Genomic DNA, 11,186 nt, shown 5'->3' with positions numbered 1-11,186 from the left:
GCTCCATAATATTGCTGGCTGAAACGTTCTATATCAGCCAGTTTCGGGCATGACGGGTCGTTTGACTTAACCCATGTCCGTTTTTCTTGGCGGCTCGTCACTGGACAGAGAACTTCCCACTGTCCAGTTAGGCAGCGCTAATTCTTTAAAGGATTTTCTCCCAGCACCCTTGACGAGCTGCGGTTGACGCCCTCGCCAGAGCATTTACAGCGTTAGATAACGTGAGCGTTGTAGCGTGAGTCAGCACCAGCTGCACACAATGTCGAGAAGTCGGCGCCCAACTCCAACTATGGGCAAGATTCAGTTCAGTACGCCCCAGGTAGCTGGCCCCACTATGCCGTCTACGGTGAGATCGTTGGCTGATTGGGCCTGGCGCACGGCGGCTTCGGTTTCGCTACCAAATATCCCGTCAATCGCTCCGCTATAAAATCCCTCGCTGCGCAGACGCTGCTGGAGTTGTTTGACCACATCGCCCTCCATGCCAGGACGCAACACCGGTAGCGCCGTCGTCGAGGGCGTAGCGCTGGCGCTGTTGGTCGGCGGGGTCGTCGGCTGCGAATTGCCACCCGTTGCGGGGGCCGTACCTGTGGGCGGGTTGGCTTCACCCGGGGGCGTAGGAAAGAGGCGACTCCAGGTGGCAGGCCCCACAATGCCGTCGGCAGTAATCCCGGCTGCGGTTTGAAACCGACGAGTGGCTGTCGCTGTCTCTTCTTCGTAAATTCCCGTCACCGGGCCAGGGTAATAGCCCAGCAGCAGCAGCATCGACTGTAGCTCTCGCACCGATTCGCCCTGGCTACCCAGCTGAATTGTGGGCCGCACAATCCGGCCACCGCTCACCGTGGGATAAGCCGCACCGCCCGAAGACGGCTCATCTTCAGCGGCAGATTGGGCTAAGCTCGGAGGAGCCAGCAGACTGCTACCCAGGGCAATGGCTAGCGCTACTCCCCAAACTCTGGCATCGACCCAGCCTGGGGCCGTCCGTTTGATCACTGGGGAGACGCAGAACATAGACTTTGCTCCAGACAAGGGAAACGATAGCTCGGGTTTGACAGCAAGCATTATAGGATTGCTACCTGCAAATGGGCCACTTCACCTCTTAAAGATACTGTGACGCCTTCAATATGCTGTAACACCTGATGGCCGATTCCCTTGAGCACAGCACCATGACTATGAATCGACACACCTATTGGCAACCCGTCCTAGGGCAGGCGGCTACCCTGGGCGATCGCCTGGTGGCCGCCCTAGAGGCCACGGTAATCTGCGATCGCTGGGTTGCCAACTCCCCTTCGAGACCAGACAATAGTCCCCATCAGGGCTGGCAAGAGGGCTTTCTCCGGGTAACCCAGGCCTGCGCCAGCGGCAAGTCCCTGTCCCAGGGCTGGGGTACCCATTTTCAAGCACTGCCCAGCACGGCGGTAGTACTGGTCAACGCCCTCCCCTATCTATGGATGTATGCCGATGCCCAGGGCCATCACCGACAGCCAATAACCCGCTGGATTGCAACCCTGGGGCTGTCAGCCGCCGCCGCTGAGGCCTGCGACAAACTATTTGGGGTGCTGTGCCAGACAAGGGGGCATTATCCGCTCTTCCAGAGGGAGTTTAGCCTGGCGAAAACGTCACCGGTTGGCCTGAACCAGGCCCTAGATCTGGTAGCCCAAAGTCAGGGGCAGGTGGCAATAGCGGTCAGGGTAGCCCAGCAGCAGGGCTGGACATCTGCAGAGATTGCCCTGGCCAGCTGGCTAAGCGGATTGATTCAGGGGCGGGCCAGCCTGGGCAGCAGGCTACGGCAGCAGTGGTTGCTCGAATACCGACCCGCCGCTCTAGACCCCTGGCAGGGAGTCGATGGCGATAGCTTAACGGCATTGGCAACCGCTCTTCACCATCGTTGGGCGGGGCGCGGCCCCATTGTCGCGCCTGTGAGCATCAGGGTTTGAGCCCAGAAACGGATCGCTGACTAGAGCTGCCGGCCTATAATAGTCGGAGAGAGTTCCTGAGTCGGGCGAACAGCCCTAATGCCTATGCGGGGAGCAGGTGCTCTCCGGCCATTTTCTTTGGGGTTCCCCGACCTCTGCCCAACCCCCTCTAGCTGTCTTAATCTATGAAGGCAATTCAGGAACTTGTGGCTGCGGTCGAACGCCTCTGGGTCTTAGACCACAAGGCGTTCAAATCACTGATCACTCGCTCCTTCCGCCGCCCCTCGCCCTCAAGCTTGGGCCCTGCGCCCTCCCATGAGGGTGAGATCGCCCCTGTGCCGCCTCGTCTGAGCCTGCTGCCCACCGAGCGATCGCTGCCCTGCCGCCCACTGCGCCGACGCAAAAACATTCGCCATCCCCGCCTGGCCTTTGTCCTTACGGTGCTGAGCTTGACCGCCATTTTAGGGCAGCGTTTTTACAATCAACCAGGGCTGCAGGTAGGTAGCATTGCTCCCAGCAGCATTTTTGCCCCCGACGATGCCCGGGTGGAAGATAAAACCACCACCGAAGAACGCCGCCGCGATGCCCGTAATGGTGCCTTGCGAGTGCTGCGAGTAGAGTCTGAGACCAATGAAGCGATCCTGCGATCGCTCAACAACCTGACGGGCCAGGTGGGCGATGTCCGTCGCCAGGCCGGGTCGGTGCCCTTTGTCTCCCGAGGCATTTTGTCGACCCAGGTGCAGTTCTATCTGCGCAGTTCTGACGATGCCACCTGGCTCAAGCTCCGCAGCATTGTCGATCCGCTGGCCAACAACAATTCTGTACCGGGTATTCGAGGAGAGCGCATTGAGCTTGACGCGCTACTGCGCAACCAAACCCTCACCCCCGACCAACGCACTGCCCTAGGCGAGCTATGGGCCTACGGTCAGCGCACCAGCAGCCAGGAGTTTGGTCAACTGCTCAATGCCGTCGAGACGGCTCGCCAGGGCTATCAGCAAGCGCTAGCCAACCTCACCCTGCTGACGGCCCAGATCGAGGGAGTCGCAGAATCGCCTCAGTTATTTGAGCTATCGATCCAAGACTGGAACAGGGTTGAGACCGAAGTTCACCTGGCCGCAGAGCGCATGCTGGCCCAGGGTATTGCTCCTGGGCTGCCGCCCGAGGTGTTGGATCGAGCAGCCCATCTACAACTTAAGGTCGCTGTGCCCCGCTCCATTGAGCCGTTCACTCGAACCCTGCTGCTCTCAGCTCTCGAAGCCAATCTGGTAGAAGACACCGATCGCACCCGCATGCAGGCCGACATGGCGGCTGAGGCCGTCAAACCTGTGCAGGTGGAGGTGCAGAAGGGAGAACTAATTGTCGAGGCTGGTGACACCATCACCCAGGGCAATTTTGTTTTGCTTGACACCTTTAACCTCAGCCAGCGGCGCTTTAACTACTGGGGGTTAGCCATGTTTGGTGGCCTGGTAGCGGCTGGGGTCGGCAGTTTTCTGCTGATTGAGCGCTGGGTACCCCAGCGGCTGCGCCAGCAAGACTACCTGCTGATTACCGCCATGGTAGTCAGCACTGGGGTAATGAAAATGGTCGGCGTGGCCGCCTACGGGCTACCCGCCATTGGCCTATTGGCGGGCAGCTTCTACGGCCCAGTACTGGGTGGCAGTCTGGTCGTACTGGTGGCGGTGCTGCTGCCCATCGGCTCGACGGTAGGCGGCATTTCGTTTATCGCTGGGGCAGCGGGGGCCTTTGTGTGTAGTCTGCTGGCCGGGCGCATGCGATCGCGCGAAGAGTTGGCTCTGTTGGGCGGCGGCGTTGGCCTCACCCAGGGCGTGGTCTATCTGATCCTGACGCTGATGTTCAGTCCGGTGTCGTTGCTGACGGCCTGGTCGGGGATACTCACCGGAGCAGCACTCCAAGGCATTTACGGGGTGATATCGAGCATCGCCGCTCTGGGTCTCAGCCCCTATTTAGAACATCTGTTTGACCTGGTGACGCCCATTCGCCTGGCCGAACTGTCAAACCCCAACCGCCCCATGCTGAAGCGACTGGCATCGGAGGCACCGGGCACCTTTCAGCACACCGTGTTTGTGTCTAGCCTATCGGAGGCTGCCGCCCGCGCCCTGGGCTGCAACGTCGAGTTGGTGAGAGCTGGCACGCTGTACCACGACATCGGCAAAATGCATGACCCCCAGGGCTTTATCGAAAACCAGATGGGTGGCCCCAACAAGCACGACGAGCTCAACGATCCCTGGCTCAGCGCCGGCATTATTAAAAAACACGTCACCGAGGGCATTGTCATGGCCCGCCGCTGTCGCCTGCCCAAGGCCGTGCAAGCCTTTATCCCCGAGCACCAGGGCACCATGCTGATCAGCTACTTCTACCACCAGGCCGGGGAAATGGCCAAGGATGATCCGACCCTGGTCGTGAAAGAAGAGGACTTCCGCTACGATGGCCCTATTCCCCAGTCGCCTGAGACTGGCTTGGTGATGCTGGCCGACTCCTGTGAAGCGGCGCTGCGATCGCTCACCAATGCCACCCCCGACGAAGCCCTGGCCATGGTAAACCGGATTCTGCGCGCCCGCTGGAAAGATAGCCAGCTGGTTGATTCGGGTCTCACCCGCGACCATATGGCCCTCATTGCCGAAATCTTTGTGCAGGTGTGGCAGCAGTATAACCACAAGCGCATTGCCTACCCGAAGGCGGCCCTGGCTCCGAAGGCGGGGTAGGCAATGCTCGGCTATCTACTCAAACGACTCCTGATTGCGATTCCCACTCTGCTGGCCATTAGCGCGGTGATATTTTTTATTCTGGCCCTGTCGCCCAGTAACCCCCTGGGTGATTTGGCGACGAATCCGGCGATTACGCCGGAGGTGCGGGAGAATATTCGGCGATCGCTGGGGCTAGACCAACCCATTCCCATTCGCTACCTGAAGTGGACGGTGGCGCTGTTTAGCGGCAATCTGGGCTATTCCTTTACCAGCCGCCTGCCCGTGGCCGATTTGATTGCCCAACGGCTGCCGGTAACGCTGTGGGTGATTGGCGTCGCCTACCTGATCAGCGTGGCGATCGCGCTACCCCTGGGGATTTTTGCCGCTCTGCGCCACAATACCTGGGTAGATCGGGCGATTACGACCGTGGCGTTTATGGGGTTCTCGACGCCGCCTTTTTTTACCGGGCTGGTGCTGATCATTGTGCTGAGCGTGCGGCTGGGGTGGCTACCCTTTATCTACGACAACACGCTGGTGGTGACGGATATTGAGAGTTTTGGCCAGTGGTTACGGCAGTCGATCATGCCCATCGCCACGCTGGTGATGTTTCAAACGGCGGTGCTGCTGCGGTTTGTGCGGGCAGCGATGCTTGAAGAAATTCCCCAGAACTACGTCAAGACGGCCCGCGCTAAGGGGCTGGGGCGCTGGCGGATTGTGACGCTGCACATGCTGCGCAACGCGCTGATTCCGGTGGTGACCTTGGTGGCGCTGGATATTCCGACGATTTTTACGGGGGCGCTGGTGACCGAGCAGGTGTTTCGGGTACCGGGGATTGGGGCGTTGCTGATTGAGTCGATCTACCGGGGCGATACGCCGGTGGTGATGGCCATTGCCTTTATTTACGCGGTGCTGGTTGTCGCCTTCAACCTGGTGGCCGACCTGCTCTACGGGGTGATTGACCCACGGGTGCGCTATGGCCATTAACCCAGACCTGGCTCCGGGCGGCGTCGCCCCCAGCCAAGACAACAATCGAGTTTGGGGCCGCCTGTGGCATGACCCGACCGCGCGCTTGGCCCTGGCGGTGCTGGGGCTGCTGATCGCGGCGATCGCCGTTGGCCCGTTCCTATATCCAGGATCCCCCAGCACCATTGACTTCAGCCGCGCCTTTTCGCCCCCCAGCCTGGCCCACCCCCTGGGTACCAACGATCTGGGTCAAGACCAGCTGGCCCGGCTGCTGATTGGGGGGCGCATTTCCCTGGCGGTGGGGCTGGCGGCCACCCTGGTGGGCATTAGCCTGGGGGTGAGCATTGGGGCATTGGCAGGCTTCTATGGCGGCTGGGTCGGTGGTGGCCTGATGCGACTCACCGATCTGTTTTTGGCGTTGCCCCAACTGCCGCTAGTGCTGCTGGTGGTCTATCTGTTTGGCGACCCGGTGCGCCGTACCCTGGGGCCAGAGCGGGGAATTTTTTTGCTGGTGGTGGTGGTGATTGGGGCGCTCAACTGGATGGCGGTGGCCCGTCTGGTACGGGCTGGCTTCCTCAGCCTGAAGCAGCGCACCTTTGTACAGGCAGCGGTGGCGTTGGGGGCTAGCCCCTGGGGCATCGTCAAAAGCCACCTGTTGCCAAACATTCTCGGCCCGGTGATTGTGGCGGCGACCCTGGGGGTGGGCAATGCCCTGCTGGCCGAATCGACCCTGAGCTTTTTGGGGGTGGGCTTTCCGCCCGATGTGCCGACCTGGGGCCGCATGCTGTTTGATGCTCAGAACTATATTGAGAGCGCTCCCTACCTGGTGCTCAGCCCCGGTTTGGCGATTTTTCTCACCGTCCTGTGTATCAATACATTGGGCGATCGCCTGCGAGATTGTTTGGACCCGGCGAGTCGGTAAAGGAAGCAGGTGGGAAGTAGTCATCTGTTTATCACCCCCATCCCCCCGATCGCTTTCCCCCCAGCGGTAGACTAAGGGCTATCGGCTTGACACCGTCTTTCTCTGCGCTGGCGTTCATGGTTCTTCCTCAACAGCAGCTTCTCACCCAGGTCGCCCGGTTGTTTCCGGACGCGCTGTTTTATGCCCCTACCAGCCAGCCCCTGGTCGCCCTGACCATCGACGATGTGCCAACACCGGGCGATCGCGACGACGTCTCCACCCGGCTGATTCTGAAGGCGCTAGATACCTATAACCGCACCGCCGAGCACCCGGTGCGGGCCACTTTCTTTATCATTACTGACCACCTCAACCCGGGCAGCACTATTCTGCAAGATATTCTGGCCAGCGGCCACGAGATCGCCAACCACGGCACCAGCGATACCACCCCCGCCATTTTGCAGCCGGCCCAGTTCGCCCGCCACTTTCAAGAGGCCCACGATCGCATTACCAACCTGATTCAGCAGCCAATCCGCTGGTATCGCCCCGGGCGGGGCTTCTACAACCAGGACATGGTGGCCCGGCTCAAGCTCACCCCCGGCTACGAATCCCAGATCGCCCTGGCCTCAATGATTCCGTTTGACACCCTGCGCCCCCTCAGTACCCCCAATCTCAACACCTGGTATCTGGCGCAGTTTATCTTTGCGGGGGCGATCTTTGTCATGCATGGCGGCTCTCTAGAACGCTGTGTTCAGACCGCCCAGGCCCTGCCCACCCTGCTGACACTCATCGAGCACCAGGGCTTGCGCACGGTTACCCTCTCGGAGCTATACGACAGTCTCACCCCCCCCATAGCGACCGAGGACACGACACCCGAGGGCACTACAGCAGAAACCTCTGCAATGCCGCCGCCACCCCATCAGCCTCCACCCCCGGAGCCACCCAGTCGGCCCCCTGCTTAACCGGGTCGGGGGCATCGCCCATGGCGACGCCAATGCCCGCGTAGCGCAGCATTTCGAGGTCGTTGAAGTTATCGCCAATGGTCATCACCTGGTCGGGCGTCAGCCCCAGCAGCTCTTCGGCCACATACTTCACCGCCTCGCCCTTGTTGGCTTTGGGGTGGGTGGCCTCAAAAAACTGCTCTACCGATCGCGTCAGGTAGAGGTCTTCGGTGGGGTAGCGCTGGCTCAGCTGGAGCAAAATGTCGCCGAGCAAATCGACGTTTTCACTCAGGGTCAGCAGTTTGGTGGTTTCGATCGCCGCATTGTCTGTCAGCAGTGCCGCCAGGTCACCTACCGCCAAGGGCTCGACGCCCGATCGCTCAGCGTAGGCCTTGGTGTCGTCAACAATGCCCCGCACGTGGAGTTGGTCGTCGATATAGAGATGAATCGACAGGTCATTGCGGGCCTCCATGGGGGCCAGATAGGCCAACAGCTCTAGGGCCAGCTGGCGGGGCAGGGGCATGTGGCGATAGAGCTGTTGGGTTTTGGGGTCTTTGATAAACGCCCCCTGGTAGGCCATCAGCGGCAGATCTGACCCCACCACCTGGTGAAAGCGCAGGGCCGACTGGTACATGCGCCCGGTGGCGATCGCCACTGCGATCCCCCGCTGCTGCACCTGGGCGATCGCCTCCAGCACCGGCGCGTTGATCTGGTTAGACTCTCCGGCCAGGGTGCCATCGATATCGAGCACGAGTAAACGAATGTCGGCAGTCATGGGGTGAGCCCGTTGAGGTTTCCGCGTCTATTATCTCTGGCGAGAGGGCAATTGTTGTTTAACACCCGGCTGACTTGGAGTTAGCCAGGAGACTACCACAGCCATGAGCGCCCGATCTTGGGGAGATCATCGAATCCCTGATCGGCGCGATGATCTGGCAAAAGTCACTATATTTTGACTAGAGAATATATGGTTTCTCACTACTGGCCAAAACCTCCTATTAGCCCTGTTCCATCCACCTTAAGGACGATTCAGGCCTGGAATACATCAATACTTCTTTACACACTTTCTCCAGAGTTATTGTTTGGATTTACCATTAAAGAACAGAATTATAGATAGGAACATTGTTTAGGTAGATAGATATTTCTCTATCTCTGAGATACTGCTAAAACTATCTATCTGGCGACCAACATCTGGGCCTCATCACCCATTTTTCTCCCCAAAATAATGGCGGAATAGCCATACTTCTGATGGCCACACTTTTGATGGTCATACTTCTGATCGATTGAGACCCCTGAGACACATCACCCGTGATATTGCTCGGCAGGAGCCGTTCTGAGGGATCGAGCGGTTGCATAACGATGCCCCCCAGCATTGCCCCCAACATTATTTTCCAAAACCGCACCGATGCCGGACGGCAGCTCGCCGATCGGCTACAGGGCTATGCCAATCGGCCCGATGTGCTGGTGCTGGGGTTGCCGCGTGGGGGGGTGCCGGTGGCCTATGAGGTGGCCCAGGCTCTCCATGCGCCGCTGGATGTCTGTCTGGTGCGCAAGCTGGGGGTGCCCGAGCACAAAGAACTGGCCCTGGGGGCGATCGCATCGGGGGGCGTGCGTGTCTTCAACTACGGCATCATTCACCGCTTCCAGATTTCTATCCCCACGATCGCCACCATTGCCGCCCAGGAACAACGCGAGCTAGAGCGCCGCGATCGCGCCTACCGGGGCGATCGGCCTTTGCCTCAAATTTGCGATCGCACCGTCATTTTGGTGGACGATGGCATTGCCACTGGGGCGACGATGCGGGCGGCGATCGCGGTGATTGCGGCCCAGCAGCCTGCCCAACTCGTGGTGGCGACCCCGGTGGCCGCGCCCGCCACCTGCGAGGCCTTGAGCCATGAGGTCGACGAGGTGGTGTGTGTGACGCTGCCCGAATCCCTGAATGCGATCGGCTACTGGTACGAAGATTTTTCGCCCACCACCGATGCCGATGTGCGCCAGTTGTTGGCCACCCCAGCGGGGCATGGCAACGGGGAATTTGAGGAATGAGTTCGCTGGCTCAGAGACCAGGCTGATCTAGACGCAAACAAATTAGCTATTGGTGTTTACCCCCAGAATATGGGCCTTCAAAACCGAGCATTTTGAGGTAGCGAATTAGATCGTTGCGTTTGATGGGGCCGAGAGCAGGCATCAAGCCACCTCAGCAGTGCTGAGATTGACATTGATATTGTCAACTATTGGTAGGCTGTGCCCCAGCCGCAAACCCAGGACAATCCACTCTTCCAGGGAATCTTGCAGCTCTTCGCGACAGGCTTCTAGATTGTCGGCGTTGCTCCACACTCCCTGACAGGCAGGGATTTCGCCGTAGAAGGTGCCATCTTCTAACAGCTCGTAGGTAGCCTGGTGCATTGCCGCCTGAATGTAGCGAGTCAGCATGGGATGCTTGTGATGAGGTTCTATAGCGATCATACCTGGATGAAATGCCGTGGGGCAGATCCTCGATAGTTCATCGCAACCAACAGCTAATACGAAATCCGATTTGGGAAACCCCGATTCATAATCAGGAACCTCGTAGGGGCATAGCATGCTATGCCCCTACGAACCGGGGGTATTCAGACAGGATTGGGTATGAGAGGGTGTTTGAAAAGTGGGTCGCTGTAGCTTTAGTCACCGGCTGATCCCCCCTGCCCCCTTAAAAAGGGGGATTTAGGGGGATCTTCACTTTCGCTACAAAAAATAGGACTTTTCAAACATCCTCGGCCAGAAACCGGGTTTCTTCTCTGCGTGGCCACCAGCCTCTGCCGTGGCTCAGAAACCCGGTTTCTCGCGACAAAAATTTTGAGGCGCTGCGCGCCGGGGAAAAGGCCCTAAAAAATCGGCAAAGGGCAAGAGGGAAAAAGGGTAAAGGGCAACCTAAGCCCTGGGGGCCGAACAACATACCCGAAAACCGAAGTTGATGTCGTCGAAGCCGGGCTCGTTGGCGTCGCGGTACGCGGAGCGACAGATCCTCGGAGCGTCGACCCAAGCGCCGCCGCGACAACAACGACTCGCTGAATCATCGCTAGACAGCCAAGCAGAGCCGTCAGTCGGTGCTCCGGCATAGTTATGATGCCAATGGTCGGCACACCACTCCACAACGTTACCGTGCATGTCGTAGAGGCCAAAGGCATTGGGGGCAAAACGGCCTACATTGGTCGTCTTTTCTCTATATTCTCCTTTTGGCCCGTTGCCATAGGTGGAGTTGCCGTTATAGTTGGCCAAATCGGGTGTAATCGTTGGCCCAAAATAAAAGGGCGTGGTGGTGCCCGCCCGGCAGGCATATTCCCACTCGGCCTCGCTGGGTAGGCGATAGGTGCGTCCCGTCTGCTGCGACAACTTTTCGCAAAACGCCACAGTATCGTACCAGGAGACCTGTTCCACCGGGCGATTGGCCCCATTCTCAGAAAATTTGCTGGGGTTCTGTCCCGTTACCGCCTGGTACTGGGCCTGGGTAATGGGGTATTTGCCCAGCCAAAACTCTGGTACCGACACCCGGTGTTGGGGGCCTTCATCGCCAGAGCGCTCTTCTTCACTATCTGGCGACCCCATCAAAAACTGCCCGGCGGGGATTCTCACCATTTCTAAGGAAACGCCGTTGCCCAAATCTTCGGTGAGATATTCCGCCGTTTTGGTGGCTTTTGCAATCACCTGGCCCTGGTCATTGACTGTCACCGTCTCAAACTTACAGGTGGGGTGTTTGGGCTGCGGCTTGGGGGTGGTGGGCGGTGCCCAC

Annotated in this window: 10 protein-coding genes; 6 read left to right on the top strand and 4 right to left on the bottom strand. The window is 59.1% G+C overall.

What is annotated here, in order from left to right; all coding sequences use genetic code 11:
* Window positions 1-300 precede the first annotated feature (300 nt).
* Window positions 301-1,008, bottom strand: coding sequence for a peptidoglycan-binding protein (locus IQ254_RS26020; RefSeq protein WP_193969069.1), 708 nt, complete (start codon window positions 1,006-1,008; stop codon window positions 301-303).
* 155 nt (window positions 1,009-1,163) lie between these two features.
* Here IQ254_RS26020 and IQ254_RS26015 point away from each other — a divergent pair, with 155 nt between their 5' ends.
* The 5 genes from IQ254_RS26015 (at window position 1,164) to IQ254_RS25995 (ending at window position 7,441) form a co-directional block, all read left to right on the top strand.
* Window positions 1,164-1,934 (top strand): hypothetical protein, encoded by a 771-nt coding sequence (locus IQ254_RS26015; RefSeq protein ID WP_193969068.1) that lies wholly within the window; start codon window positions 1,164-1,166, stop codon window positions 1,932-1,934.
* A 164-nt stretch (window positions 1,935-2,098) separates the two neighbouring features.
* The gene (locus tag IQ254_RS26010; protein ID WP_193969067.1) at window positions 2,099-4,636 is read left to right on the top strand and encodes an HD family phosphohydrolase; all 2,538 of its coding nucleotides are present in this window, start codon (window positions 2,099-2,101) and stop codon (window positions 4,634-4,636) included.
* 3 nt (window positions 4,637-4,639) lie between these two features.
* A complete protein-coding gene (locus tag IQ254_RS26005; RefSeq protein WP_193969066.1) occupies window positions 4,640-5,602 on the top strand; it encodes an ABC transporter permease in 963 nt (320 codons plus the stop codon).
* On the top strand, window positions 5,592-6,503 hold the full coding sequence (locus IQ254_RS26000; RefSeq protein ID WP_193969065.1) for an ABC transporter permease: 912 nt from the start codon (window positions 5,592-5,594) through the stop codon (window positions 6,501-6,503). The genes IQ254_RS26005 and IQ254_RS26000 overlap by 11 nt, the downstream gene beginning before the upstream one ends.
* A 116-nt stretch (window positions 6,504-6,619) precedes the next feature.
* The gene (locus tag IQ254_RS25995; RefSeq protein ID WP_193969064.1) at window positions 6,620-7,441 is read left to right on the top strand and encodes a polysaccharide deacetylase family protein; all 822 of its coding nucleotides are present in this window, start codon (window positions 6,620-6,622) and stop codon (window positions 7,439-7,441) included.
* On the opposite strand, the gene IQ254_RS25990 is transcribed toward IQ254_RS25995, so the two are convergent.
* Entirely contained in the window at window positions 7,362-8,195 is an 834-nt protein-coding gene (locus IQ254_RS25990; RefSeq protein ID WP_193969063.1) for a Cof-type HAD-IIB family hydrolase, read from the bottom strand. The two genes, IQ254_RS25995 and IQ254_RS25990, sit on opposite strands and share 80 nt — an antisense overlap.
* A gap of 581 nt (window positions 8,196-8,776) precedes the next feature.
* On the opposite strand from IQ254_RS25990, the gene IQ254_RS25985 reads away from it, so the two are divergent.
* Window positions 8,777-9,463, top strand: coding sequence for a phosphoribosyltransferase (locus IQ254_RS25985; RefSeq protein WP_193969062.1), 687 nt, complete (start codon window positions 8,777-8,779; stop codon window positions 9,461-9,463).
* 141 nt (window positions 9,464-9,604) lie between these two features.
* Here IQ254_RS25985 and IQ254_RS25980 read toward each other — a convergent pair whose 3' ends face one another.
* Complete coding sequence (locus IQ254_RS25980) at window positions 9,605-9,850, bottom strand: type II toxin-antitoxin system HicB family antitoxin (protein WP_193969061.1); 246 nt, start codon at window positions 9,848-9,850, stop codon at window positions 9,605-9,607.
* Between the two features lie 477 nt (window positions 9,851-10,327).
* The coding region (locus tag IQ254_RS25975; RefSeq protein ID WP_193969060.1) for a formylglycine-generating enzyme family protein at window positions 10,328-11,186 on the bottom strand (859 nt) is incomplete at its 5' end.

The sequence above is a fragment of the Nodosilinea sp. LEGE 07088 genome (genome assembly GCF_015207395.1).
In the GTDB taxonomy this organism is placed as follows: Bacteria; Cyanobacteriota; Cyanobacteriia; order Phormidesmidales; family Phormidesmidaceae; genus Nodosilinea.
This window is presented reverse-complemented; position numbering and strand designations above follow the sequence as displayed.

Excerpts from the sequence above, each read along its gene's own strand:
- IQ254_RS26020 (WP_193969069.1), bottom strand. The coding sequence starts at position 1,008 with ATGTTCTGCGTCTCCCCAGTGATCAAACGGACGGCCCCAGGCTGGGTC.
- IQ254_RS26015 (WP_193969068.1), top strand. The coding sequence starts at position 1,164 with ATGACTATGAATCGACACACCTATTGGCAACCCGTCCTAGGGCAGGCG.
- IQ254_RS26010 (WP_193969067.1), top strand. The coding sequence starts at position 2,099 with ATGAAGGCAATTCAGGAACTTGTGGCTGCGGTCGAACGCCTCTGGGTC.
- IQ254_RS26005 (WP_193969066.1), top strand. The coding sequence starts at position 4,640 with ATGCTCGGCTATCTACTCAAACGACTCCTGATTGCGATTCCCACTCTG.
- IQ254_RS26000 (WP_193969065.1), top strand. The coding sequence starts at position 5,592 with ATGGCCATTAACCCAGACCTGGCTCCGGGCGGCGTCGCCCCCAGCCAA.
- IQ254_RS25995 (WP_193969064.1), top strand. The coding sequence starts at position 6,620 with ATGGTTCTTCCTCAACAGCAGCTTCTCACCCAGGTCGCCCGGTTGTTT.
- IQ254_RS25990 (WP_193969063.1), bottom strand. The coding sequence starts at position 8,195 with ATGACTGCCGACATTCGTTTACTCGTGCTCGATATCGATGGCACCCTG.
- IQ254_RS25985 (WP_193969062.1), top strand. The coding sequence starts at position 8,777 with ATGCCCCCCAGCATTGCCCCCAACATTATTTTCCAAAACCGCACCGAT.
- IQ254_RS25980 (WP_193969061.1), bottom strand. The coding sequence starts at position 9,850 with ATGCTGACTCGCTACATTCAGGCGGCAATGCACCAGGCTACCTACGAG.